At 36.1% G+C, this 26,029-nt stretch carries 23 protein-coding genes and 1 riboswitch; of the genes, 6 read left to right on the top strand and 17 right to left on the bottom strand.

Translation table 11 applies throughout. The annotated features are described in order from the left end of the window. Positions 1–64: 64 nt before the first annotated feature. On the bottom strand, positions 65–508 hold the full coding sequence (locus ACGH6R_RS04385) for a DUF3597 domain-containing protein (RefSeq protein WP_267349771.1): 444 nt from the start codon (positions 506–508) through the stop codon (positions 65–67). 843 nt (positions 509–1,351) lie between these two features. Between ACGH6R_RS04385 and ACGH6R_RS04380 the strand changes: the two genes are divergently transcribed. Further along, a complete protein-coding gene (locus tag ACGH6R_RS04380; protein WP_411599004.1) occupies positions 1,352–1,555 on the top strand; it encodes a heavy-metal-associated domain-containing protein in 204 nt (67 codons plus the stop codon). A 167-nt stretch (positions 1,556–1,722) separates the two neighbouring features. On the opposite strand, the gene thiD is transcribed toward ACGH6R_RS04380, so the two are convergent. From thiD to ACGH6R_RS04315, 13 genes are all read right to left on the bottom strand, one after another. Then, positions 1,723–2,520, bottom strand: coding sequence for a bifunctional hydroxymethylpyrimidine kinase/phosphomethylpyrimidine kinase (thiD, locus tag ACGH6R_RS04375; RefSeq protein ID WP_411599113.1), 798 nt, complete (start codon positions 2,518–2,520; stop codon positions 1,723–1,725). 8 nt (positions 2,521–2,528) lie between these two features. Next, complete coding sequence (gene thiE / locus ACGH6R_RS04370) at positions 2,529–3,170, bottom strand: thiamine phosphate synthase (RefSeq protein WP_411599003.1); 642 nt, start codon at positions 3,168–3,170, stop codon at positions 2,529–2,531. A gap of 12 nt (positions 3,171–3,182) precedes the next feature. Then, positions 3,183–3,968 carry a hydroxyethylthiazole kinase gene (gene thiM, locus ACGH6R_RS04365; RefSeq protein ID WP_411596524.1) on the bottom strand — a complete coding sequence of 262 codons (786 nt, stop codon included), beginning with the start codon at positions 3,966–3,968 and terminating at the stop codon, positions 3,183–3,185. Positions 3,969–4,013: 45 nt separating this feature from the next. Next, a riboswitch (TPP riboswitch) is annotated at positions 4,014–4,115 on the bottom strand. 68 nt (positions 4,116–4,183) lie between these two features. Next, entirely contained in the window at positions 4,184–5,545 is a 1,362-nt protein-coding gene (trkA, locus tag ACGH6R_RS04360) for a Trk system potassium transporter TrkA (protein WP_220215588.1), read from the bottom strand. A 121-nt stretch (positions 5,546–5,666) separates the two neighbouring features. Then, a complete protein-coding gene (trpS, locus tag ACGH6R_RS04355; protein ID WP_411596525.1) occupies positions 5,667–6,662 on the bottom strand; it encodes a tryptophan--tRNA ligase in 996 nt (331 codons plus the stop codon). 24 nt (positions 6,663–6,686) lie between these two features. After that, complete coding sequence (locus ACGH6R_RS04350) at positions 6,687–7,382, bottom strand: phosphoglycolate phosphatase (RefSeq protein WP_267380815.1); 696 nt, start codon at positions 7,380–7,382, stop codon at positions 6,687–6,689. Further along, positions 7,375–8,052, bottom strand: coding sequence for a ribulose-phosphate 3-epimerase (gene rpe / locus ACGH6R_RS04345; protein ID WP_411599002.1), 678 nt, complete (start codon positions 8,050–8,052; stop codon positions 7,375–7,377). The genes ACGH6R_RS04350 and rpe overlap by 8 nt, the downstream gene beginning before the upstream one ends. A gap of 45 nt (positions 8,053–8,097) precedes the next feature. Beyond that, positions 8,098–8,913, bottom strand: coding sequence for a Dam family site-specific DNA-(adenine-N6)-methyltransferase (locus tag ACGH6R_RS04340; RefSeq protein WP_267349761.1), 816 nt, complete (start codon positions 8,911–8,913; stop codon positions 8,098–8,100). 46 nt (positions 8,914–8,959) lie between these two features. Beyond that, positions 8,960–9,769, bottom strand: coding sequence for an SPOR domain-containing protein (locus tag ACGH6R_RS04335; protein ID WP_411599001.1), 810 nt, complete (start codon positions 9,767–9,769; stop codon positions 8,960–8,962). Between the two features lie 70 nt (positions 9,770–9,839). Further along, entirely contained in the window at positions 9,840–10,361 is a 522-nt protein-coding gene (aroK, locus tag ACGH6R_RS04330; protein ID WP_065558794.1) for a shikimate kinase AroK, read from the bottom strand. Positions 10,362–10,545: 184 nt separating this feature from the next. Further along, positions 10,546–11,508, bottom strand: coding sequence for an arabinose-5-phosphate isomerase GutQ (gutQ, locus tag ACGH6R_RS04325; protein ID WP_267349756.1), 963 nt, complete (start codon positions 11,506–11,508; stop codon positions 10,546–10,548). 211 nt (positions 11,509–11,719) lie between these two features. Next, positions 11,720–12,343: a LysE family translocator gene (locus tag ACGH6R_RS04320; protein WP_267359403.1), complete on the bottom strand. Its 624-nt coding sequence runs from the start codon at positions 12,341–12,343 to the stop codon at positions 11,720–11,722. Positions 12,344–12,350: 7 nt separating this feature from the next. Beyond that, a complete protein-coding gene (locus ACGH6R_RS04315) occupies positions 12,351–13,793 on the bottom strand; it encodes an LTA synthase family protein (RefSeq protein ID WP_411599000.1) in 1,443 nt (480 codons plus the stop codon). 382 nt (positions 13,794–14,175) lie between these two features. On the opposite strand from ACGH6R_RS04315, the gene glyA reads away from it, so the two are divergent. Next, the gene (gene glyA / locus ACGH6R_RS04310; protein WP_411598999.1) at positions 14,176–15,432 is read left to right on the top strand and encodes a serine hydroxymethyltransferase; all 1,257 of its coding nucleotides are present in this window, start codon (positions 14,176–14,178) and stop codon (positions 15,430–15,432) included. A gap of 49 nt (positions 15,433–15,481) precedes the next feature. Here glyA and ACGH6R_RS04305 read toward each other — a convergent pair whose 3' ends face one another. Then, entirely contained in the window at positions 15,482–17,650 is a 2,169-nt protein-coding gene (locus tag ACGH6R_RS04305) for a hypothetical protein (protein ID WP_267380811.1), read from the bottom strand. Positions 17,651–17,845: 195 nt separating this feature from the next. Here ACGH6R_RS04305 and ACGH6R_RS04300 point away from each other — a divergent pair, with 195 nt between their 5' ends. Beyond that, entirely contained in the window at positions 17,846–19,765 is a 1,920-nt protein-coding gene (locus tag ACGH6R_RS04300; protein WP_411598998.1) for an ABC transporter ATP-binding protein, read from the top strand. A gap of 39 nt (positions 19,766–19,804) precedes the next feature. On the opposite strand, the gene ACGH6R_RS04295 is transcribed toward ACGH6R_RS04300, so the two are convergent. Further along, positions 19,805–20,971, bottom strand: a complete 1,167-nt coding sequence (locus tag ACGH6R_RS04295; protein WP_267349746.1) for a sugar transporter — start codon at positions 20,969–20,971, stop codon at positions 19,805–19,807. A gap of 190 nt (positions 20,972–21,161) precedes the next feature. Between ACGH6R_RS04295 and ACGH6R_RS04290 the strand changes: the two genes are divergently transcribed. Further along, on the top strand, positions 21,162–21,518 hold the full coding sequence (locus ACGH6R_RS04290; RefSeq protein ID WP_267359414.1) for a DMT family protein: 357 nt from the start codon (positions 21,162–21,164) through the stop codon (positions 21,516–21,518). A gap of 298 nt (positions 21,519–21,816) precedes the next feature. Next, a complete protein-coding gene (locus tag ACGH6R_RS04285) occupies positions 21,817–22,578 on the top strand; it encodes an acid phosphatase (protein WP_411598997.1) in 762 nt (253 codons plus the stop codon). Positions 22,579–22,679: 101 nt separating this feature from the next. Here ACGH6R_RS04285 and apbC read toward each other — a convergent pair whose 3' ends face one another. Then, positions 22,680–23,747 carry an iron-sulfur cluster carrier protein ApbC gene (gene apbC / locus ACGH6R_RS04280; RefSeq protein WP_411598996.1) on the bottom strand — a complete coding sequence of 356 codons (1,068 nt, stop codon included), beginning with the start codon at positions 23,745–23,747 and terminating at the stop codon, positions 22,680–22,682. A 253-nt stretch (positions 23,748–24,000) separates the two neighbouring features. Here apbC and metG point away from each other — a divergent pair, with 253 nt between their 5' ends. Continuing rightward, positions 24,001–26,028, top strand: coding sequence for a methionine--tRNA ligase (metG, locus tag ACGH6R_RS04275; RefSeq protein WP_411598995.1), 2,028 nt, complete (start codon positions 24,001–24,003; stop codon positions 26,026–26,028). Position 26,029 lies beyond the last annotated feature (1 nt).

Here is a 26,029-nt window from a genome sequence, read left to right as displayed (position 1 = left end):
AATATGCTATATAAAAAATCCACCCGAAGACCAGGTGGATAACAAATCACGTAACAATCTTTGATTAAGAAAATAGATGGGTAATATTACCGCCTTTTTCGGCAATTCGTTTAAATACTTCTTTAATTAACCAAGTATTCATTGCAGCGGTATCATCTGTACTACCCGTGTAATTAAGTTCTTTTGCCAATCTTTTACGAGCATCTAGACTATTGTCTATTCCTAATAATTTTAAAAGATCAACAATCGATGTTTTCCAATTAAGTTTTTCAGGAAATTTGCTCGCTAAATTATTAAGAATTGACATAACATCCACGTCCGAAATGGGCGTTTGGTTGTCTGAATGTTGTTGATTTTGATTTTGGTCTTGATTCTGATTATTTGACGCGGCATCTTTATCATGACCGGTAATGCTGTTGACTTGATTTTTAACGGCATCAGCGACATTACCGACAGCCGCTTGAGCACTTGGAAAGATTTTAGAAAAAATATTATTTAAGATACCCAAATTACACCCCCCTATGTTTAAACTGCTTTTGAAAAAGTGCTTAACTATTCAGATGTACAAAATATCGCCTTTAGTATAACGTTTAACAAGCAATAGTGTCAAAGAAGTTCTGGATTTATAGCATTTTTTGTTGTTAATTCAGAGAGTAAATAAATTAAATGCATGAATAAATTTTTCTATAAAAAAATTATCTTGGCGTTTTAAATTATGATAACCATGGATAAACTTAGATTGTTAACCATTCACTATTAGTGAAAATGATGCTATTAATCCTAGATTGTTCCGTTTGTTATCTGATAATGATTCCAAGTGTTGAACATGAAAAGATGATTGAGATGTTTTTATTTGTATCCTATAAATTCCAGTTTATTTGAAGCTAAAGTGAATCACGTTGATGAGTAAATCGAAACGATAAAAGAGATGCCTGACAAATTCTAGTTTTAAAAAGTATTGCGATGACAACGTCGAACAAAAAAATTCGCAACATTCACGCAATAATTCGATATGCTAAAGGCAATACCTTATACGCAAAACGATAATATGTCAGAACCAGTTTTATCAGAATAAAAAATTGTGTATGATAAAAGAAATAATGTCATTGTGGCTTTGTAACTGAAGCATGCTTTTTGCAAACAATATTGTGGACGTTTCAAAAAATTTAGCTTCATTTTTTTACTGTACGCAATCTTTTTTGTTTCCCACAAAGTATGATGAAAACTACTGGGTTTGATTATTTTCAAACGAGTAATAATGCGGGTCAATGGATCGAACACAATTATAAAGCCTACGCTAATTTAGGCGATCCGAATTCTGATAAGATTTAATTGAAAAGAGAGGTCAACTATGAAATTAATTGTCGATAATATGAGTTGTCAGCACTGTGTTAATACGATTACTAAAGCGATTAACGATATTGATCCAAAAGCGAAAGTAACCATTGATTTGGCTAAACATGAAGTTGATATCGAAGACGGGACCATTTCACAAGAAGCCGCTATAGCGGCTATCAATGAAGCTGGGTATGAATTTGTAGGTATTTCATATTAATTAACCTATATTCAAGCAAACAAATTTGGACGTTAGTTTTTTTATTTATCTGTTTTCATTAACACGTTTAAAACGTCCAAAACCTACTTTACATCCTCTTTTAATCACTCATAATTTGAAAAATTTGAAGAGAGTGTTCGCAAATATGCGTCAATTGTGTTTTTGAATCACCACCAACGATAAAAGTGATGTGTTGGTCCAATCCCTTTACCAATATTTAAATCATCAGCATGGCGTATGGCGCCGTGAAGATATTCTTTCGCCTGTTTAACCGCGTGTTCTAAGCTGTTTTTAGGTAATAAAGCCGCAATAGCGGCTGATAAGGTACAACCTGTACCGTGCGTATTTTTCGTTTGAATTCTTTGGGATGTCATCCGGATTGTTTGGTCTGAGGTAATTAAATAATCGGGACTTTCTTGACTGGCTAAGTGCCCGCCCTTCATTAGTACCGCTTTACAACCTAGTTTAAGTAAATCTTGCCCTTGTTTTAGCATCTCATCTTCATTTTTCGCTTCATCACAATCTAAAAGCGCTGCGGCTTCGGGTAAGTTAGGTGTAATAATTGTTGCTAATGGCAATAATTGCTCTCGTATGGCGGTGATGGCATCGGGTTTTAAAAGAGCATGCCCTCCTTTAGCAATCATAACAGTATCAAGTACAATCGATGGTATAGGATGATTTTTTAATAACTGATAGACAGTTGTGACAATTTCTTTATTCATTAGCATACCAATTTTGACACTATCAATGTGGATATCTTGATATAAGGTGTTAAATTCTGCTTCGATAAATTCGGTGGGAATTGCCAATACCGCATCAACACCTTGGGTACTTTGTGCGGTTAATGCGGTAATGACAGACATGCTATACGCACCAAGTGCCGAAAACGTTTTGAGATCGGCTTGGATGCCAGCTCCCCCACTGGGATCTGAACCAGCAATAGTTAGGGCTGTAATTGTCATGATGTTGCTTCCTATCTAGCTTGATGTATTTTATTGATTAGTAAAGTGGTTGCTTGTTCAATATTGGATTGACCACAAATAGCCGATACGACTGCAACGCCTTCAATTCCTGTTTGCATCACTTCTGTTACTTTTGTTATGTCGATACCGCCAATGGCAACAGCAGGGCAATGTTTGGTTTTGACTAATTGAGTTAACTGCTCAATACCAAGTGCCGAGGATGCATCTTTCTTGGTCGAGGTAGGATAGACAGGACCAATTCCAATATAATCGACGTTTTGCCAAGGCACGGTTTCAAGTTGATGCTGATTCGAAACAGATAGCCCTAACCATTTATTATTACCGATCAATCGGCGAGCTACATCAACGGGCAAATCATTTTGACCAACATGCACACCATCTGCATCGACAGCTAAAGCAATATCAACATGATCATTAATCAATAGCGGTACCGATGTCTGACTGAGTGCTTCTTTTAAGGCTAAAGCAGCTTTATACCAATCTTTGCCTGTCAATTCTTGTTCTGATCGTAATTGTACGGCGGTTACACCGTTGGCAACGGCAATTTTGGTTGTGTCGACCATGCCACTGATTCCTCCACATAGTGTCGGATCAAGCACTAAATAGAGAGTAAGATCCAACTTTTTCTGCATGCTACGTCCCTATTAGTATGATGAATAAAATAGTGATAATTGATCTAATAACGATACGGCAAAACTGCCTAATCCAAGCTGTTTATTTGCCTTTTCTCCAGCTTTTTTCATCATAAAGCAAGCGGCTGCTGTGGCTAAAAGTGGATCGGTTGAATTTACAATAAACGCTGCAACCATAGCAGATAAGGAACAGCCTGTTCCGGTAATTTTGGTTAAAGCAATATCACCGCCTGCTATAGCGTAAGTCGTATGACCATCAGTAATATAATCAATGTCACCAGTCATAGCGATGATAGTCTGGTAGTCTTGTGCCAATTGTTTGGCATATTGTAAAGCGGATTTTGTCGAGTCTTGACTATCCGGGCCTTTTGATGATGCAAATTGACCGCTTAGCGCTAAGATTTCCGAAGCATTGCCACGAATAACGGTGGGTTTAAATGATAATAATTGATGCGCAATTTCGGTACGATAAGCAAGTGCCGAACCAACGGCAACAGGATCAAGTACCCATGGAGTTTGGCTCTGCTGAGCTTGACTTGCTGCAAGTAGCATACTTTTGGCAGTATTGTGATTAATTGTGCCGATGTTGATCAGTAAACTATTAGCAATTTTAACAAATTCAGCCACTTCTTGTTCAGCAATAATCATTGCTGGTGAAGCACCAATAGCAAGTAGGACATTAGCAGTAAAATTTTGTACAACATCATTTGTTATACAATGAACTAATGGGCGTTGCGTTTTGACAAGATTAATAAAAGGTGTAACTTGAGTGATTTGAAGAGACGTAGTTACTGACATGTTCATTCCTTATTTGATTTATCGGGAAGAATTTGCCTATTGTAAAGTTGAATGGCTAGACTTCCCTACGCTGGTGTTATCCAGATCAGGTTCAACGGGTAAACTCTCAGTTTTTTTAATGAATAAAAAACACCCCGAGTCAAAATTATGCTTATATTATGAACTGCCTATTGGCTTTTAACAAGTTTGTATAATAGAAAATTTCGATTTAAATGTTATTGTAACAATTTTTCGATATCGGTAATCGCTCTTCTATCCGGCAAGAAAATAATCAGGTGATCATTCTCTTCAATCGTTAAATCCGTGTTGATAATAATAACATCTTCATCACGTACAACTGCGCCGATTGTTGCCCCAGAAGGTAGTTTTAATCCATTGATGTTTTTTCCGACCAGTTTTGAATTTTCTTTATCACCATGCGCAACGATTTCCACAATTTCAGATTCGCCTTGTCGTAGTGATACAACTTTGACGATGCCTGTTTGTCTGACATGACTTAAAAGTTCAGAAATAGTGGCGTGTTGGGGTGAAATAGCAATATCAATCACACTGTCATTAATGAGTTCAAGATAAGCTTGTTTTTGGATTAAGACGATGACTTTTTTTGCGCCCATTCTTTTCGCTAACATTGATGACATAATATTGGATTCATCATCACCGGTTACCGCAATAAAAAGATCTGTCAGTTCAATCTGTTCTTGGGATAGCAATTCTTGGTCTGATGATTCGCCATGTAATACCGTGGTATTAAGTAACTGTTCAGCAATGAGTTCTGCTCGTTCGGCATTGCGTTCAATTAGTTTGACTTGATAATCATTTTCTAAACGCTTAGCCAGTGCAAGTGCAATGCCGCCACCGCCACTAATGATAATTCGTTTATAAGGTTTTTCTAAACGTTGTAGCTCACTGGTCACGGCTTTGATATTGGTTGGCGGAGTAATAAAATACACCATATCACCAGCTTCAATTAAGGTAGAACCTAGAGGACGAATAAAGCGATTTTTACGGTAGATAGCAACGACTCTAGCTTCAACATGCGGAAGATGTTCTTTAAGTTCTGATAGCTCACTGCCAACTAGCGCGCCACCATAATATGCCATAACAGCGACTAGACATACACGGGTATCGTTGAATGAGGCAAATTGTAATGCGCCTGGATATTGAACAAGATGACTGATATGGTTAGTAATAAGGTTTTCTGGTGCAATGATATGGTCGATATTGATACACTCTTTATTAAAAAAAGGATATCTTTCATCATTGTATTCCGGTGCGCGGATACGCGCCACTTTTTGCGGAATATTAAACATGACATGCCCTATTTGACATGCCATCATGTTGATTTCATCAGAGTTGGTAACGGCAACAAGCATATCAGCCGATTCCGCGCCAGCACTCTCTAATACTTGTGGATAAGATGATTTTCCACAAATGACTTGTAAATCAAAGCGCTCTTGCAAAGATTGCAATTTATCATGATCTTCATCGACAACAGTGACATCGTTCTGTTTTTCAGTAACAAGATATTCTGCAAGCGCACTGCCTGTTTGTCCTGCTCCAAGAATGATAATCTTCATAACTAACCTATTTTAATTAAATGGCTTTTATATCTTTTATTGTCATGATGATAATAAATGCCTATATTAAGCCAAATAATACTGTTTAGTGTTAATAATAATTATGTTATTTGATTTTAGACTATACAAAACCGATAGCGTCATAGACCTTTTTCAATGTGATATCCGCTTTAGCTCGAGCTTTTTCAGCGCCTTCTTTCATGATTGAAAAGAGATAATCTTCATCATCACGATATTGGTGATATTGTGCTTGTAAGTGACTTATCATATCAATCACTTGAGTCGCCACTTCCGTTTTAAGATGTCCATACATTTTACCTTCAAACTCTTTTTCAAGTTCGGTGACTGGTTTTCCTGTTACACCAGTTAATATATCTAATAAATTTGATACACCAGCTTTATTTTTTAAATCATAACGTACAACAGGCGGTTCATCAGAATCGGTCATTGCTCGTTTGATTTTTTTCTCGATGTCTTTAGGATTTTCAAGTAAGCCAATCACATTGTTTCGATTTTCATCAGATTTAGACATTTTTTTCGTTGGGTCTTGTAAAGACATCACTCTTGCACCAACTTTAGGGATAAAAGGTTCAGGAACAGTAAAAATGTCACCATACAGGGCATTAAAGCGCATTGCAATATCACGTGATAGTTCGAGATGTTGTTTTTGATCGTCACCCACCGGTACTAAATTAGCTTGATATAATAAAATGTCAGCTGCCATTAATACAGGATAATCAAAAAGCCCTGCGTTAATATTTTCAGCGTGTCGTGATGATTTATCCTTGAATTGGGTCATGCGACTGAGTTCACCAAAATAAGTGTAACAGTTTAATGCCCACCCTAATTCAGCATGAGCAGGTACATGAGATTGTACAAATATAGTGCTTTTTTGAGGATCAATGCCACATGCTAAATAAAGCGCCATGGTATCCAGTGTTGCTTTGCGTAGCTTCTGTGGATCTTGGCGTACTGTGATAGCATGTTGATTTACAATACAATAAACGCAATCGTATTCTTGTTGTAAAGCGACCCAATTTTTTAAGGCACCCAAATAGTTGCCAAGTGTTAATTCCCCTGATGGCTGAGCGCCACTAAATACAATCGGTTTACTCATAATTTATTCCTAATCTATTCATTCTTATTTTTTTGCCTCAGCTTTAGGCAGTGGTAACAAGGTTAATATATCTTTGAAATCGTCAAACAAAAAATCGGGGTCGCTGGTCGCTATGGATACACCATAGTTGTAACCGTAACTTAACGCAACAGTATGGCAGTTAGCATTCTTTGCTGCGGTAATATCATTTTTCGAGTCACCAACAAATAGTAATTGATCGCAAAAGAGCCCAAACGTTGCCATAACCTGATAAAGTGGGGCAGGATGAGGTTTTAGCTTGATAACATCACCACCACCTAGCACCAGTTTGAAATATTCTTTAATGCCTAATGATTCTAATAAAGCAGGTAAAAATTGTGCAGGTTTATTGGTAACAAGTGCTAATGGATAATGATTATCATAAAGCACTTTTAAGGTCTCTTTAACATGTGGAAAGAGTTTTGTTTCTGCATCGATAACTTTATCATAATGCTGATTAAAGCAATTTTTAGCTTGACTAAACAATTCTGCTGTTGGGGTAATATCGATTGCTTTAAAGGTACGTTCTAACATAACATCGATGCCATTACCTACCCAATTTTTAACTTGATCTTTGCTAACAGTAGGTAATTGTAAGTCGGCAAGCATTTGCTGAATTGCTAATGCAAGTCCGGGTACACTATCAACGAGTGTGCCATCAAGATCAAATGCTATTGCTTGAATGTCATCCAGTTTAGGCATATTTTACTCCTGCTAATGCTTTTCGCATGGCATCAATAACTGATTTATAATCAGGCTGACCAAATATAGCAGACCCTGCAACAAACATATCAGCGCCTGCTTGGGCTATTTCTGCAATATTGTCGGCTTTGACGCCCCCATCTATTTCAAGTCGTATATTTTGACCTGATTCAATAATACGTTGTTTAACTTGTCGTAATTTTTTTAATGTTGACGGGATAAAAGATTGCCCACCAAAACCAGGATTAACTCCCATTAATAACACAATATCAATTTTATCCATTACATAATCTAAATGATCTAACGGAGTAGCCGGATTAAAAACTAAACCAGCGGTACAACCATGATCTTTGATAAGTTGCAACGTTCGGTCAAGATGAATCGTTGCTTCGGGATGAATAGAGATATTGCTAGCTCCAGCTTTTGCAAAAGAGACAATAAGTTCTTCGACAGGGGATGCCATTAAATGGACATCGATTGGGGCTTTTATTCCGTAGTCACGTAGTGCTTGGCAAAACATTGACCCCATTGTCAAATTAGGCACAAAGTGATTGTCCATGACATCGAAATGAATTACATCAGCCCCTGCTTCAATCACTTTTTGGGTTTCTTCACCTAAACAAGCAAAATTTGCTGAAAGTATTGACGGTGCAATAATAAACTCTTTCATAACATACCTCTAATCATACAAGCCAATACTCAAATGTTTTTAGGATTATTTGTATAGCGCTAATATTTCATCAATTTTTTTTCGACCTTCACCATCACAGCTTATTGAGCGTCGCATTTCAGCTCGATAAAGGTGGCGAGCTTTACTATATAACGTTCTTGTATAATCAGTATCATGATTGGATACAAGCACTGGAATATTGTTTTTATAAGCCATTTTTTCGGCTAATTTAGAGAGTTTTTTATGTTCTTCATAGCCAAAATTATTTGAATAATATGCCGTAAATCCAGCCGAATCATTTGGCGATAAATAGGGCGGATCACAGTATATCACAGAATTTTTCTTTGCTTTTTTCATGACCTCTTGGTATGGGGCACAGATAAATTCCGCATTTTGTGCTTTTTTTGCAAAAAAGTTTAGCTCTTTCTCAGGAAAATAGATTGTTTTATAGCGACCAAATGGCACATTAAAAAGTCCACTGTTGTTATAACGACATAGACCGTTATAGCAATGACGATTTAAGTAAATAAATAATAACGATCGTAAATACTGATCTTTACTATAATTAAATACGTCTCGTAGTTGATAAAATGCCTCAGGCTTATTGTTCTGAGGTTGGAAAAATATTTTTAGATCATTAATAAACTCATTTGGTTTTGATTTCAATAAATTGAATAATTCAATTAAATCATGGTTAATATCAGCTAAAAGGTAGCTTTTATAATTGGTATTTAAGAAGACCGAACCTGCACCAACAAAAGGTTCAATCAGTTGATCTCCTTCTGGTAGATACTGCCTAATGGTGTCCACAAGCTCATATTTTCCTCCAGCCCATTTTAAAAAGGCTCGTTGTTTTTTCAAAGGATACTCCTATTTTGTCTTTGGTAGGATAAATGAACCATATCCTTTATTTTTCAGCTTTTTCTTTATTCACAGATGCACCAGATTTGACCCATGGATTATCCTTTTGTAAAGCACTAGGTAAAGATTTTATAGCCTTTTTGGCTTCATCTGATGATTTATATATACCTTTAATCAAAATAAACCATTTACTGTTATTACGTTTAGTTTCGTAAATTTGGTAATGAGTAATATTATTTTTTTCAACAAATTTTTTTAAGTTTTCAATAGATGATGAAGCACTAAGTTGAATAGTGTATTCATCATCTTTAATATAAATAGTATTGTTATTATTCCTGTTTCCGTTATGACTTGAAATAGTATTATGACTATTCGCTCCATTTTTCTCAGAAAGGGACGATGTTGTTGGTTTTTTTATAGTCGAATCATTTGATTGATTACGAGCTTTCCTTGATTCATCCACAATATTACTATTACTGGTTAGTGGCTCTTGACTGTCTAATGATTGATTCGATCTTGAAGCAGTTGTAGAGTTGGGCAATAAACTTGAATCGGTGGTTTGTGTGTTACTTGATGCGTTTAACTCATCAGTTAAAGATTGAGCGTTGTTGCTGTTTTCAATATCTGTTGATGAATAACCATCGACGTCAGGCGACGTCAATGATGTTGGTTCATTTTCTGTTGAAGAACTTAATATCACAAAACTTAGCGTTAAGAAAAAGATTACCATAGCAGAACCAAGAATAATTAATTTTTTCTTGGAAAAATAATTAAGAAAACTTGGTAATTTGAATGAAGTTGTAGAGTCTTTATTCGCTTTTTCTGATATATAACGGTCATCTTTATCTACACGCATATTTACTCCTTAACTTGACATCTACACTATTACTATTTCAGTATCAGTCATTATCTTGATAATAAGTAGCTTAAATTTGCTCTATTTTATCGATGATATAACCAGCTACACCTTTAGCACTTTGTTCATCTGTCTTAATAGTGATATCAGCAATTTCTTGATAAAGTGGTTCACGTTCATCAGCAAGCTCTTCATAGAGTTCTCGAGGGGTATTTCCTCCTTGTAATAATGGACGCCGTTTGTCTTTTTGAGTTCTTGCCATCTGTTTTTCAATGGTTGTTTCAAGATAGACCACTATCCCACGAGCAGATAAACGATTACGTGTCTCTTTTGATAGAACCGATCCACCGCCTGTCGCGAGTACTACACCTTGTTTTTCAGTCAATTCATTAATGACTTTTTCTTCTCTGGCGCGGAATCCGTCTTCACCCTCTAAGTCAAAAATCCAAGCAATATCGGCACCCGTTCGTTTTTCGATCTCTTGATCAGAGTCAAAAAACTCCATGCCTAACTGTTGTGCAATTTGTCGACCTATTGTGCTTTTTCCTGCCCCCATTGGGCCAATTAGAAAAATATTTCGCTTTTCTGCCATTGTAGTTTCATCATCTATTAATTTTGGTTAAAATTTACAACACAATATTAACTGACCGTGATCTTTCTTTTCACAAGCAGTTAATTGTGTAACTTTTCTTGTATCTCCGTCTAACGACAAAAATTTAGGTTGGTAATTATCTCAATAGAAAGCCCCTTTTTGCAATAGGTATTTATTAATAGTTTTAGCTAATTCCTGCTTGATGCAAATCGTGAATATTTAATGCACCGACTAATTCACCTTCGTTATTCACAACTGGTGCAGCAGTAATATTGTGATAATTAAATGATTTTAAAGCTTCTGTTGCTTTCCAACTTGCGGGTATTCTATAACCAGGACTTGTCATCACAGCTTCAATACTGTCTTGTAATGTGCCATTTTTTAATAATAATCGACGCAAATCCCCGTCAGTAAATACGCCAATAATTTTATTATTATCCTGACATATTGCAACTAATCCCACACCTGTACGGCTGAGTTCAAGCATAGCTTCAAGTACTGTTGCAGTATGGGGAACTTTTGGAATTAAATCTCCCGTTCTCATGACATCTTTTACTTGATTAAGTAATTTCGCACCCAAACTGCCTGCCGGATGTGAACGAGCAAAATCTTCTTCATTAAAACCTCGGGCTCGCATGACGGCTATGACCAGCGCATCACCCATTAATAATGTATTTGTCGAACTCGAAGTAGGTGCTAGCCCCATAGGACAAGCTTCTTTTTCGATCGATATATCAATTACGGCTTGAGCGGCTTTAGCTAAGGGTGAGTCTAAACCGCCAGTTATGGCAATCACCGGTACTTTCATCGAAGCAAGTATAGGGAGTATAAAATTAAACTCTTTTGCTCGACCCGAATAAGAAATTAGTATTGCTACATCATTTTCGCTTACCATTCCTAAATCGCCATGTAGCGCTTCGGAGGGATGCATAAAAAAAGAAGGGCTACCAGTACTGGCTAAAGAAGCAGAAATTTTTTTTCCGATATGCCCCGATTTTCCAATACCCGATACGACAATTTTTCCTTTTGCAGTTAAAATAAGCTGGCAAGCTGTAATAAAGTCTTCACCTAGCCGATTAGGTAACTTTTGAGCTTCATGAATTTCCAATTCAAGAAGTTCACGACCATATTTTAATAATTTATCCATTTCAATTAACCTATGGAGTTTTTAGAAGGTATTTGTGCCATTTATGATCTTCAATAAGTAAAATTGAAAATAATAATATATATTAGATAGCTAACAGTGTAGCAAGTAACAGAGAAATATTCAAAAAGAAAGCGAGTTAATTTTTACGTCAATCATGTTTCTTATAAATTTATGATCGATTAAGTATTAGAATTTGGAAAATAACGAGGCATTAACCACCTAAAGCTACTTTTATTCCCAGTGCGATTATAATGATACCCAGAATTTTATCAATGATGAACTGAATTTTACCGTAACATCGTTGTACCGATCGGGTTTGAAAAATAAAGACAACAAATGGCCACCAAAAAATCGCTTCTACCCAAATTATCAGTGCCACTAATAATTTGTCAATGAGCGTTGAATTAGCACTAAGTACCTGAGTAAATATAGCGAGAAAAAACAAAGTAGCTTTAGGATTAAGTAAATTACATAAAAAGCCTTGAATAAACGCTGTGCCAGATGAGATCATCCTACCATGTGATTCACAATTTAGATAACGAGTACCGCTATTTTTGGCAAGTAGTGCTTTTATGCCTATCCAGATTAGGTATACAGCACCAACATAACGTAATGCATTATAAAGTAAGGGTGTTGCGGTAATCAGCACTGCGATTCCCGCAACACAATAACTCATATGAATTAATATGGCGATAATGACACCCAAACACGTGAGTAGTGCTATTTTTCGGTTATAACTTAAACTGTTTTTTAGCACTAGAAAAAAATCAGGTCCGGGCGAAATCATTCCCAAAAAACTGACGGTAGTGACTATGATCATGGTATCAAGTGTCATGTTTGACCTATTTAACGTATTCAGCTGAGTGATTTAACGTTGCGATTTTAGATTTATTTTGTTCAATAAACTGTTTTTTATCCATGTCGGTTTGGGTTAAATAATCAGTTAAAAATTTAGCATTACTTTTAATTTGAGCACCATTTAAAATCAATCTTGGTAAATCAATTTGATAGATTGTTTGATCGGGTGATTTATGTAAATTTTCAGGTTTAGCATTGGTTAATAAATAAAGTTGACGCTCTTTTTCAGATAGGCGATGAATAGTAGGGGTACCCGAACCCATCATTAAGTGATCCGGAAAAATATAAAAGACCGTATCTTCGAGCAATCCATTATGCTCTAAATATTGGATAAATTGTCCAACGTTATAATCCAGTGAGGCAGCAACAAATGACATATTATCTTCTTTAGGTGTGATAACCGATGTCATTCGTTCATCATAAAATCCGTTAGGGGCATGGGTTGAAACAGTTGAAATGAATAGCGCAAAAGGTTGATTTGCTTCATTCATATCATTAATTTGTTTTTTGGCGATATCAAAAATATCTTTGTCATATAATCCAAAAGGTGCATTGGGATACTGACCTATATAGTTTTTTTCAGAAATCACTTTCAAACCAAGTAATTCAGCGGTATGTCCAATACCTGCAAAATCAGGGCCAGCCATAACATAGCGTGTTTGGTAGCCTGCCTGTTTCAATACATCCCCTAAACTGATTAATTGGGTTTGATTGCTTTTCATCAATGGCGAAGTTGAGTACCCACCAATTAAAAAAGGCACGCCTGTCATGTAAGTATACATTGATGCAGTTGTCCAGCTACTACCAACACTCATTGGCATATTCGGGAAGAAAGTATATGTTTGACGTAATTGTCTTAAATGCGGTGTGATATCCGCAAAATCTAAAAAACCTTGTTCAAACGATTCTAACGAAATGACGACAATATTTTTTCCTTTATGACTAATTAACTGATTTTTATTAGTGTAATCTGTCATATTGAGCGTTTGTAGTGCTTGTTCGAATGATTCACGAGGTGCGTTTGTCACTTGATAAATTTCGTATAAACGGCTTAACGGTCCATTGTGATAACTGATGCTAATAATGGCAATCATAGCCAATACCAAACGAAGTAATGGATGACATTTTCGCTTAAATAAACTCGCTAACTTAAACAGTAAAAATACAAAACCCAAAAAAACAACAATCACCAAGAGTGCTTGTAATTTAAAAATGAATAACCCTTGTATAATGTCATTGATATTTAAATTGACGTAAAACTGGTAGTCTATAAAGCCGCCACTAAAATAGATTGAGGTTAACTCCATGACTACAAAAACTGTCAACAGGCTGATCACCAGCAGTTGCCACTTTTTGCGTTTAAAAAAAGAGGCAACCACGACGGTAATAATTAAAAGAGGTAAAACAATTAATGTCGAAAGTGGCATAGAACAAAATACTCAATGATTAACTTTTGCATAAGTATATACTTAATATTATGAAAAATAAAAAGCAGCGAGTATTTTTATCTCAATAGCTAGATAGAATGCTGTTAACTGACAATTTTGAGTGTAATTAATCTGTTATTTATCAACAAATAAATTAAAAAATCACATTTTTTTGTTAAGGTTAAATTATAACCGTTTGGTGAATTAATCGGATATTTAGCCTATCAAGATTTTTATAATCTTATTTCTATAAATATTATTTATAACTCATAAAAAAGATTGAAATAAAATGTTGGATAGGTAAGGATAATTCATCGTGATTTTTAAGCGTAAAGTTAACCAACAGCCTAAAAGCCAATGTAATTGAAAATAAGGAGTCAAAATGTTTAGTAAAGAAATGACTATTGCCGATTATGACAAGGAGTTGTGGGATGCCATTAAGGGTGAAGAACAACGTCAAGAAGATCATCTTGAATTAATTGCATCCGAGAATTATGCCAGCCCAAGAGTAATGCAAGCACAAGGTTCCCAGTTAACCAATAAATATGCAGAAGGGTATCCAGGTAAACGTTACTACGGTGGTTGTGAATATGTCGATATTGTTGAAAAATTGGCTATTGAACGAGCAAAAACGTTATTTGGTGCTGATTATGCCAATGTACAACCCCATTCAGGTTCGCAAGCTAACTTTGCTGTTTATACCGCGTTATTAAATCCTGGCGATACAGTACTGGGTATGAATTTATCTGAAGGTGGTCATTTAACCCATGGTGCACCGGTTAGTTTTTCAGGCAAGCTTTATCATGTTGTTGCCTATGGTGTTGATGAGGCAGGTCGTATTGATTATGAACAGTTAGTGACCATTGCTAATGAGTCAAAACCTAAAATGATTATTGGCGGTTTTTCTGCTTATTCTGGTATTGTTGACTGGAAGCGTATGCGTGAAATTGCTGATAGTGTGGGTGCTTATTTATTTGTGGATATGGCGCATGTTGCAGGTTTAGTGGCAGCAGGTGTTTATCCAAATCCTGTTCCTTATGCGCATGTGGTTACCACAACAACCCATAAAACCCTTGGTGGACCAAGAGGCGGATTAATTTTGGCAAAAGGTGGTAGTGAAGATCTTTATAAAAAATTAAATTCATCGGTATTTCCTGGTGCGCAAGGTGGGCCTTTAATGCATGTCATTGCAGCAAAAGCGGTGGCATTGAAAGAAGCAATGGAACCAGCTTATCAACAATACCAACAACAAGTCGTTAAAAATGCACAAGCAATGGTTGATGTGATTTTAAAACGGGGCTATAAAGTCGTTTCTGGTGAAACACACAATCATCTATTTTTGATTGATTTAGTCGATAAAAAAATTACAGGTAAAGAAGCTGACGCAGCATTAGGAAGTGCAAATATCACCGTGAATAAAAATAGTGTGCCAAAAGATCCGCAAAGTCCTTTTGTCACATCTGGTATTCGTATTGGTTCACCTGCGATTACAAGGCGAGGATTTAAAGAGTCGGAGTCTCGTGAATTGGCTAATTGGATTTGCGATGTATTAGATAATATTGATGATGAACAAACGATCCAAGCCGTAAAAGAAAAAGTATTAGCGATATGTCGGCAATTCCCTGTTTATCAACATTAAGATACCATCATTATCGCCGACACTATCGGCGATAATGATAGATTTGTTTTTATTGTTTTTCTGTGTCTGTGGTTTTTTGTATAAGTTCTTGCTTTTGTTGTTCTATAAAGTGTGTTATATGACCTTTATGCCATAACCACCCACCTGTTATACCAATACCTAATACTAAAGCTATCCAAAATACAATAGCAAATTTATTACGACGTTTTCTCATTGGGTCACGTAAATTACGTTTTGCATTTTTCGGTAATTCTGCTTTACTAGTGAGTAATCCACCTAATAATAAGTTTATTTTCACTTGCCCATTAATTGCCCAACCGGATGCTTCAAGAAGTGGTCCAAGTGTACGGTGTCTTAATTTTAACCAAGCTAAAATCACAGAAGGCCCCGATATAATGACAAATAATCCAATAATAACCAAAGGAAGTTGCCACCAGCTTAATGAAAATAGTGCTTGGAAAATGGTCGCTAAAGCAGTACCAATTGCACCAAGTGCTAAGCCAATTGCGGCAAATATACCCACGCTTTTACCAATATCAAATTTGGTATCTGGATTTTGTAAGACTTGCGTACCGGTTTTTTCGATATCGGCATCTTTGCTGGTTGCCCATTTATTAATTTGTTCAGTAATTAGGCGACCAATACGTTGATAAGGAGCCCAAACAGCTTGTTGGATACTGATTGGTTTTGTAATAATCTTAACTACATTAGCATCCCAATCATTACCTTCATTGTCAATAAATACACCGTTACGACCTTCGATAAGTAAATCACCTTGCCCTGCAGTAATAGCCGCTGCAATCACCTTTTTTTCACCTTGTCTGGTACATTCACAGTAAAGTAAACACAGTTCCGAGTAGTTAGACATAGTAATGTGTTTGGCAATATTATCTACCGAAACACATAGCGTTGCACAGCGACCATCAATATAGAGTTTTCCAAGTTGAAATGCCGCTCTTTTTTCAAGTGAAAAGAAATCAGAAAAAGAGGTAAAATTGACGAGTAGTCGATACAAATGTTTGTGAAATAGAACGAGTTTTTCTAAAACTAATACATCTGAGGCTGAAATTGGTGTCTTATTGTCTTGATCAACCATTTCTTGAAATTGAGCCAATAAATCACTATTTGCCATGTTTTTAATCGTTTTGTTTGATAAATCTTCAATGCTATCGGTTGGTTGAACTGAAACTTTGGTTTGAACCATACTAGGTTTTGAATTAATCAGCGAGGCGTAAGGATCCAGACTGGTTTGAATATTTTGCCATTCTTCTTCTGTTAGTACATTAGAATTAGCTAATAACGGCGAAACGAGTGTTTTAAATTGTGTAATTTTTGCTTTCCATAATGGATTGAGCCCATTGACCAAATCGAGAGAGTTATGGGTATCGATTTTTGATAACGGTAATTCGGCTAGCGCTTCGTCTGATAATAACCCATTTTCTGTTGGGACAATATACTTCTCATCAACGTTCAATGCTGTTTGTGCTTGTGGTGCATATTGTGCAAGTTCCACACGTAAAAAATAGTCATCTATTTTGGGTTTTAGCGTTTGAACAAGGTTCCATATTTCAGCACTATTTTCGCCAAATGGTGTTTGTGTATTACTTATATCCTTTTGCCATTGTTGCCATATTTGTAAGTTTTGAACAAATGTTTTGGCAATATCTATGTTAATTCCATTTTCTCCACTCATATCTTTTTCAGCCCCAACAATTTTTATTGCTGATTTGATAAAAGTTTGCATTTCTGGTGATAGCTCGGCGGATGCAGGAAAAATTAAATCACCATTGTAAAGTTTGCCTGCATTAATTTTAATAGATTGTTGTACATCATCTTGAGTTAAATAATCACAATCACTTTTGTTTAAATTGACAAGAATGCTGCGAGCGGTGATGAATAATTTTTTACCTTGTTCTGTTTCTGTATTAATTTGTGACAAAGGTAAAATATCTGATGAATGTAAGATTGTTTCAAAAGAGTGAATTTTACCTCTTGTCCAAGCGATAGCATCTAATATATCGGGAATGCGAATGCGACCGTCTTGATCTTCATCCAAAAGTGCCAATGTTCGTTTGTCAAAATCTAGCCCTGTCGTCGGGCAACTGAGTGCGACCCATAATTTAGGGTCAAGATTGGGTAGATTAATAATATCGTCGGCGTTTTTAAAAACAACTTGATCTAATCCACCTACACGCTGAAATGTCCACATATGACTCATGATAACCTCCATACTGAAATTTATTTTATTTCCTTTATGTAAATAAATATAACAGTATTAGTCGTTTAATGAAAGAGAACAGTGATTTTAAGCTTGTGAAATTTTAAAAAATTTTGAAGAATTGAGTTTAGTTGCTGACCACAACTTTATGATAGAATAACGCCATATTACTTAATATCCAAATAAAAAATAACTATGTCATTAATCAATCTTACAAATGCTTATCTTTCCTTTAGTGATGCACCACTACTCGACCATATTGATATGTCGATTGAAGCTAATGAGCGTGTCTGTCTTGTTGGGCGTAATGGTGCAGGTAAATCAACGTTACTTAAAGTATTAAATAAAGAAGTACCGTTAGACGAAGGTCAAATTATTTATGAGAATAATGTTGTTGTGTCACGTTTACAACAAGATCCCCCAAGAGATATTCAAGGAAATGTGTTCGATTTCGTTGCAGAAGGTTTAAAAGAACAAGCTCAATTATTGAGGGATTATTATGATTTATCTCATCGTATTGAACAAGATCCCAGTGAAAGTAATCTGTCTAAATTAGCTAAATTACAAGAGCAATTAGATCAGCAAAATGGTTGGCAACTTGATAATCGTATTCGTAATGTTATCTCTTCACTTTCCTTGGATGGTGATGCGCTACTGTCATCCTTATCAGGAGGTTGGTTGCGTAAAGCCGCATTGGCTAAAGCATTAGTGTGTCAGCCAACAGTATTGTTACTGGATGAGCCAACTAACCATTTAGATATCGAAACGATAAAATGGTTAGAGGAATTTTTAAAAAGTTTTAATGGTAGCATTGTGTTTATTTCACATGATCGTTCTTTTATTCGGCAAATGGCAACGCGTATTATTGATCTCGATAGAGGTAAAGTGGCTTCATGGGGTGGTGATTATGATAGTTATCTTGTTGGAAAAGAGGAAGCACTACGTGTCGAAGAGTTGCAAAATGCAGAATTTGATAAAAAATTAGCTCAAGAAGAAGTGTGGATACGTCAAGGTATCAAAGCTCGCCGTACACGTAACGAAGGTAGAGTACGCGCTTTAAAGGCGATGAGACAAGAACATTCACAGCGTCGCCAAGTCATGGGTAGTGCAAAAATGCAAATTGAAGAAGCGTTGCGTTCGGGCAAAATTGTTTTTGAATTGGATAATGTGAGCTATCAAGTCGCAGATAAATTACTGGTTAATGATTTTACGGTACAAGTATTACGTGGCGATAAAATTGCGCTGATTGGTCCTAATGGTATAGGTAAAACAACACTTTTAAAGCTGATGTTAGGTAACTTACAGCCGACGTCGGGTAGCGTCCATTGTGGTACCAAATTGGAAGTCGCTTATTTTGATCAGTATCGACTTGAGTTGGATCCTGAAAAGACTGTGATGGATAATTTGGCTGAAGGTAAGCAAGAGGTGATGGTTAATGGTCGATCTCGTCACGTGCTTGGCTATTTGCAGGACTTTTTGTTTCCACCAAAACGCGCCAGAACTCCTGTTCGTGCATTATCTGGCGGTGAGCGAAATCGTTTATTGTTAGCTAAACTATTTTTAAAACCAAGTAATTTATTAGTTCTCGATGAACCCACCAATGATCTGGATATTGAAACTTTAGAGTTGTTAGAAGAACTAGTTAATGATTATCAAGGCACTGTTTTATTGGTTAGCCATGACCGACAATTTGTTGATAATGTGGTTACCCAATGTTGGTTTTTTGAAGAACAAGGTCATATCGGTATTTATGCGGGCGGTTATACTGATGCTTTACAGCAACAGCAGCAAGCAAAACCCGTGTCGGTGAATAAAAATACTGCACCGGTTAAATCCGATGAAAAAGCGGTAACAGCAGAAACCAAAATGCCTGAAGCGAAAAAGAAAGTAAAGTTAAGTTATCATGAACAACGTGAATTAGCACAATTACCAAGCCAAATAGAGCAATTGGAATTAGCAATAGCTGATTTACAAGCGCAAATAGGGCACAGTGACTTTTTTAATCAACCCCACGAGGTGACAAGCCCGATTTTAACTGATTTGGCCAATAAAGAAGCTGAACTAGAAGCAGTTTTTGCACGTTGGGAAGCGCTTGAGTCGTTAAGTCAACAATAATAGCGTTAAGAGCTTGCTTGGCAAGCTCTTGTTAGCAATTTACCATGTTCTTTTTGTTAATATTAAAAAGAGTGCTAATGCAAGAATAACAAATATTGCACCAATAAATCCGATATACTCGGTTGATAGTCGAACTAAGACTTGGCTACCCACAAATGCACCTGCTCCAATGCCGATATTATAAATACCTGAATAAACGGAGGTTGCAATATCGGCTGCATCTGGAGCAACATCGATGACTTTACTTTGCATAACCATGCCGATAATGGTGATCGCAAGTCCCCATAACATGCCTTGTATGATTGCAGTGATTAAATTGAATGAGCAAACATAAAGCGAAAGTAAACAAATCATTAATAATAACAACGGAATGATTAGAATTGCTGTTGGATGTCTATCAGAATATTTAGCAAAGACAACACTGCCGATCATACCTGAAAAACCAATAGCTAATAGAATGCTAACCACCACTTTTTCGTTAAAACCACCGACATTTATCATAAAAGGGGTGATATAGGTATAAGCACAAAAATGACCAGTAATAATAATTGCTGTTAACAGATAGATATTAAGTAATACTGGTCGTTTAAGCACTTTCGGAATATCACGGATAGATAAGGTGTCTGTGCTTGGCACAGGCGGTAATAAATAGAGTAATGAAACCATGACACAAAAAGCAATAAAACCGATACATAAAAAAGTAATCCGCCAACCAACAACTTGTCCAATTATCGTGCCAATTGGAATACCTAAAATTGTTGCCATTGAAACGCCGACAACAATAAAACCCATTGCTTTAGCTTTTTTGCCATTGGGTGCAAGTCGAACAGCTAAAGGCGTAGTAATAGCCCAAAATACAGCGTGTGCACAAGCGATTCCAATTCTGGCTACCATTAAACTATAAAAGTCCCAAGCAAAACCCGCTAAGATATGGCTACCAATGAATAAACAGAATAAGAAAACAAGAAGTTTTCGGCGATCCATTTTTGAAGTTAATACCGTTAAGGGTAACGATAATAATGAAACAGACCAAGCATAGATAGTTAATAATAATCCAGCATGCGCTTCATCCATTGAAAAACTTTTAGCGATGTTGGGTAGCAACCCTACCGGAACAAATTCGGTGGTATTAAAAATAAATGCTGCAAATGCCAAACATAAAATTGACGACCAAATTCGAGACCGTTTATTAGCATTGTTTATCATGTTGTTTTTTAAAGAAGGGATAAATAGATTGAATGTCATTATAACATGAATAATGTTCGTTATTAAACAGTCAGTAAAGATAATGGTGTCATCTTCGATGACAACTACTCGGCATTCTTTATCGATTTTGTACCTTCATTCGTAACAGGTATATAATACTCATACCTTTCCACTAGCAGTGATGATAATCATGAATCAACTTTTTATTACGATATGTCTATTAATTTTTAGTAATATGTTTATGACGTTTGCTTGGTATGGCCATTTACGTTTTTTGCATAATCAAGTCTGGATTGTTGCCGTTTTTATTAGTTGGGGGATTGCGCTGTTTGAGTATTTATTGCAAGTTCCTGCTAATCGTATAGGCTTTCAAGTTGCCACCGCTGGTCAATTAAAAATTATTCAAGAAGTCATTAGTTTGTCTGTCTTTATACCCTTCTCAATTTATATCTTAAAAGAACCTTTTAAAACTGATTATATTTGGGCTGGTTGTTGTTTGCTTGGCGCAGTATTTTTTATGTTTAGAGATAAAATTTTTGCATCATAAACAGTTATGATACCTCTATTTTAAATATCATTACGGCTTGAAGAGTGATTCGATCTTTTATATCACTATTGATAAAAAGTGACAGTATGAAAATGTGATAGTTGTCACATAATGTAAATGATGTCATTTATTAATCCAATAATTCAATTTAATATTGATTAATATCAAATAAATCAATGTGATTAGACAATAAGATTTAGAAAACTTTATTGTATGGACATTGTAACAAGGCAATTTAATCGTTTTAAATACCAACGATATAGGAATATCAATATCGAGAAAGAAAAGGGGGCCGTCTATGCAAAAAATGTTAGTTAGAAGTATTATGTTGTATTCTTTATTATGTGCTCAAGCATTCGCCGTAGAAATAAAAGATGTAACAACACATCCTAATGACTATTTTCTTACTGAAAATCAAGCTCCTGATAGTTTACAATTGTTACCACCACCTCCTTCATTTACCAGTGTTGAATTTTTAAGAGATAAAGCCATGTATGATTGGGGTAAATCGATGCGTCATACCGAACGAGGAAGACAAGCTTATATTGATGCTGACTCTAGCAAGGAAAATGTCACTCAGCAATTTTCAACGTCGTTTGGTTTTGATATATCTGCTATCAAAACACCCGAAATTTATAAATTGATTACGACAATGAAAGAAGATGCTGGTGATCTGGCTACTCGTTCGGCGAAAAATTATTACAATCGTATCCGACCATTTTCGTTTTTCAATGAGCCCACTTGCCGACCAGAAGACGAAAAAACGCTGTCTACTAATGGATCTTATCCCTCAGGACATACAACAATTGGTTTTGCTATATCGCTGGTGTTAGCTGAAATCAACCCACAACGTCAAAATGAAATTTTAAAACGAGGTCTTGAAGTGGGTGAAAGTCGTGTTATTTGTGGATACCATTGGCAAAGTGATATTGATGCGGCTAGAGTGATGGCGGCGAGTGTCGTGGCACAACTGCATGCTAATGCCCAGTTTAATCAACAACTGGCAAAAGCCAAAATGGAGTTTAACCGCTTAAAAACCAACCAACAAAATAAAAAATAATAAGAATTATCGAAAAATATGATTCGATTGTAAATCCAATGTTTATCAATTTAAGGCTGATATTGGCTGTTTCGTTAAACAACCAATATCCAGCTTAACAATCATAACGCTTTAAATGAGATATCCGGTAAAATCGCTTCACCTTGCCAATATAATTCACTGGCAAGTTGCCCGGCAATTCGACAATAATTTTCAGTAAATTCACTGTCTGGATGACTAATAACTGTTGGCGTTCCGGTATCAAGGTCTTGTCGCAACATTTTATGCAGCGGTATTTGCCCAAGTAATTGAGTTTGATATTTTTCGGCAAGTTGTGCCGCACCACCTTCACCAAAAATTGCCTCGTGGTGCCCACAATTTTCACAGATATGGTAGCTCATGTTTTCGATAATACCTAGCGTCGGGATATTAACCTTATTAAACATTGTGATGCCTTTTTTAGCGTCAATTAAGGCAATGTCTTGAGGCGTGGTAACAATCACCGCGGCAGTAACAGGAATACTTTGCGCGAGTGTTAATTGAATATCTCCTGTCCCTGGTGGCATATCAATCACTAAATAATCAAGTTCAGGCCAAAGCGTGTCTTGCAAAATTTGCAATAATGCTTTGCTTGCCATTGGTCCTCGCCATACCATTGCTCCATCCGAATCGACTAAATAGCCAATCGAATTACTGGCTAATTCATAGGCCATAATTGGTGTCATATGTTTATTGTCGGGAGTAAGTGGCTGTTGTTTTTCGGTTCCTAACATGGTAGGTATAGACGGGCCATAAATATCGGCGTCTAAAATACCAACTTTGGCGCCTTGTTTTTGCAGTGCAAGCGCAAGGTTAATCGCGGTTGATGATTTACCGACTCCACCTTTACCAGAGCTAATAGCGATGATGTTTTTAATGTTTTTTATCGCTTGTTGATGGTTTGCTCGTTTAAGGGTGGCAATGTTGAAATCAATTTGCCAATTGACTTGTTTTAGACCGTCAAGTTCGAGTAATTGAGGTGTAACAGTTTTTTTCAACTCTTCAAAAGTGATTTGCCATGCAAAGGGCATCGTTAAATGAATATGCAAAGTTTGATTTTCCATTTCACACTTTTTAACTGCACCTAATTCGATCAAATTTTTTCGCAAAGTAGGATGAGCAAAATTTTCAAGAATCTTTTTGGGTTCCATGGTGATTAGCCTTCATTTTTTATCTACGGTTTTATCTGCTTTTATGCTGATTTGTATAATTATCATGCTTATTTAAGTAAAATATTGAGAACAGCCAAATTATTTTATGCTTTCCAAAATGTCGTGAGTCATTAGTTTGCTGATTTTTCTGAATCTGGAAAGAATTTTTATTAAATTATGGCATAAATCTAGCGATAATCCCATGTTTGATGTACTATTCCCGACATTATGTAATAAAAGGTATTAAATTGACATGACAACAAAACGCAAAATATTAGTGACTTGTGCACTTCCTTATGCAAATGGTTCAATTCACTTAGGACATATGCTAGAACATATTCAGGCTGATGTATGGGTACGCTATCAACGAATGCGTGGCAATGAGATTTACTTTATTTGTGCAGATGATGCGCATGGTACGCCAATCATGCTTAAAGCCCAACAACTAGGGATGACGCCTGAACAGATGATTGCAGAAGTTAAAACTGAGCATCAACGTGATTTTGCTGGATTTAACATCAGTTATGACAATTACCATTCAACGCATAGTCCAGAAAATCGTGAGATATCTGAACAGATTTATAAAAAGCTAAAAGCCAATGGTTATATCAAAACAAAAGTAATATCACAATTATTTGACCCAGAAAAACAGATGTTTTTACCTGATCGGTTTGTGAAAGGCACGTGTCCACGTTGTAAAGCCCCAGATCAATATGGTGATAACTGTGAAGTTTGTGGTGCAACTTATAATCCAATTGATCTCATTAATCCTCAATCGGTTATTTCTGGCGCAACCCCAATAATGAAAGACTCAGAGCATTTCTTTTTTGATTTGCCCGCTTTTTCAGAAATGTTACAGGCATGGATCCGATCGGGCACATTGCAAGATCAAGTTGCGAATAAAATGCAAGAGTGGTTTGAAGCAGGATTACAACCTTGGGATATTAGCCGTGATGCTCCTTATTTTGGTTTTGAAATTCCGGATGCACCCGGTAAATATTTTTATGTTTGGTTAGATGCGCCAATAGGTTATATGGGATCTTTCCTTAATTACTGTAATAAAAATAATAAAGCGATATTTGATGAGTTTTGGAATAAAAACTCAACGACTGAACTTTATCATTTTATCGGTAAAGATATTGTCTACTTCCATAGTCTATTTTGGCCAGCAATGTTAGACGGTAGTGAACATCGTAAACCTTCCAATATTTTTGTGCATGGCTATGTCACGGTTGATGGTGCAAAAATGTCAAAATCACGTGGAACTTTCATTCAGGCAAGTACTTACTTAAAACATTTAGATCCAGACTGCTTGCGTTACTATTATGCAGCGAAATTGTCGCCACATATTGATGATATCGATTTAAATTTGGAAGATTTTGTCCAACGTGTTAATAGTGATTTAGTCAATAAAGTTGTTAATATTGCTTCCCGTTCGGCAGGCTTTATCAGCAAACGTTTTGACGGTAAATTGTCTGATAATCTTGCTGAGCCAGAACTTTATGCTTTGTTCATTGAAAAATCAAAAGTAATTGCTGATTATTTTGAACAACGTGAATCCGGTAAAGCAATACGTGAAATTATGGCACTGGCTGACGAAGCAAATCGTTATATAGATGAAAAAGCGCCGTGGGTTGTAGCAAAACAAGAAGGGCAAGATCAAGCATTACAAGATATTTGTTCAATGGGTATTCATCTATTCCGTATTTTAATGACCTATTTAAAACCTATTGTGCCAGCATTAGCGGAACGCACTGAAGCATTTTTAAGTAGCCAATTGACGTGGGATTCGATTAATCAACCTTTGACCGGACACAATATTAACAAATTTAAAGCCCTATTTAACCGTATAGATATGGATAAAATTACTGCTATGATTGACGAAACAAAACAACAAGCTGCATTAGCGACGCCAGCTAAAGAAAAAGTTGCTGAACCGATTGCTGACACGATCAATTTTGATGATTTTGCAAAAGTGGATATGCGTGTTGCATTAATTAAAAATGCAAGTGTTGTTGAAGGATCAGACAAATTATTGCAACTTACACTTGATATAGGAGACGAAACTCGTAATGTCTTTTCAGGCATTAAAGAGTTTTATCCTGATCCTCAAGTTTTAGTGGGCAGATTAACGATTATGATCGCTAACTTAGCGCCTCGTAAAATGCGTTTTGGTATCTCTGAAGGCATGGTACTTTGTGCAAGTGGTAAAGATGATAGTGAAGGCGTTTACTTATTGTCACCTGATAGTGGAGCAAAACCGGGTATGCGAATTTCGTAAT

The organism is Gilliamella sp. CG13 (assembly GCF_046635805.1).
GTDB classification, from domain to species: domain Bacteria; phylum Pseudomonadota; class Gammaproteobacteria; order Enterobacterales; family Orbaceae; genus Gilliamella; species Gilliamella apicola_I.
This window is presented reverse-complemented; position numbering and strand designations above follow the sequence as displayed.

Coding starts and splice junctions, on each gene's coding strand:
- thiE (WP_411599003.1), bottom strand. CDS start 3,170: ATGCAGAAAAAGTTGGATCTTACTCTCTATTTAGTGCTTGATCCGACA.
- trkA (WP_220215588.1), bottom strand. CDS start 5,545: ATGAAGATTATCATTCTTGGAGCAGGACAAACAGGCAGTGCGCTTGCA.
- apbC (WP_411598996.1), bottom strand. CDS start 23,747: ATGGAACCCAAAAAGATTCTTGAAAATTTTGCTCATCCTACTTTGCGA.
- ACGH6R_RS04320 (WP_267359403.1), bottom strand. CDS start 12,343: ATGACACTTGATACCATGATCATAGTCACTACCGTCAGTTTTTTGGGA.
- ACGH6R_RS04295 (WP_267349746.1), bottom strand. CDS start 20,971: ATGATAAACAATGCTAATAAACGGTCTCGAATTTGGTCGTCAATTTTA.
- metG (WP_411598995.1), top strand. CDS start 24,001: ATGACAACAAAACGCAAAATATTAGTGACTTGTGCACTTCCTTATGCA.
- trpS (WP_411596525.1), bottom strand. CDS start 6,662: ATGAGTAAACCGATTGTATTTAGTGGCGCTCAGCCATCAGGGGAATTA.
- glyA (WP_411598999.1), top strand. CDS start 14,176: ATGTTTAGTAAAGAAATGACTATTGCCGATTATGACAAGGAGTTGTGG.
- ACGH6R_RS04315 (WP_411599000.1), bottom strand. CDS start 13,793: ATGCCACTTTCGACATTAATTGTTTTACCTCTTTTAATTATTACCGTC.
- ACGH6R_RS04305 (WP_267380811.1), bottom strand. CDS start 17,650: ATGAGTCATATGTGGACATTTCAGCGTGTAGGTGGATTAGATCAAGTT.
- ACGH6R_RS04285 (WP_411598997.1), top strand. CDS start 21,817: ATGCAAAAAATGTTAGTTAGAAGTATTATGTTGTATTCTTTATTATGT.
- thiM (WP_411596524.1), bottom strand. CDS start 3,968: ATGTCAGTAACTACGTCTCTTCAAATCACTCAAGTTACACCTTTTATT.
- ACGH6R_RS04350 (WP_267380815.1), bottom strand. CDS start 7,382: ATGCCTAAACTGGATGACATTCAAGCAATAGCATTTGATCTTGATGGC.
- ACGH6R_RS04300 (WP_411598998.1), top strand. CDS start 17,846: ATGTCATTAATCAATCTTACAAATGCTTATCTTTCCTTTAGTGATGCA.
- gutQ (WP_267349756.1), bottom strand. CDS start 11,508: ATGGATAAATTATTAAAATATGGTCGTGAACTTCTTGAATTGGAAATT.
- ACGH6R_RS04335 (WP_411599001.1), bottom strand. CDS start 9,769: ATGCGTGTAGATAAAGATGACCGTTATATATCAGAAAAAGCGAATAAA.
- rpe (WP_411599002.1), bottom strand. CDS start 8,052: ATGAAAGAGTTTATTATTGCACCGTCAATACTTTCAGCAAATTTTGCT.
- aroK (WP_065558794.1), bottom strand. CDS start 10,361: ATGGCAGAAAAGCGAAATATTTTTCTAATTGGCCCAATGGGGGCAGGA.
- ACGH6R_RS04290 (WP_267359414.1), top strand. CDS start 21,162: ATGAATCAACTTTTTATTACGATATGTCTATTAATTTTTAGTAATATG.
- ACGH6R_RS04380 (WP_411599004.1), top strand. CDS start 1,352: ATGAAATTAATTGTCGATAATATGAGTTGTCAGCACTGTGTTAATACG.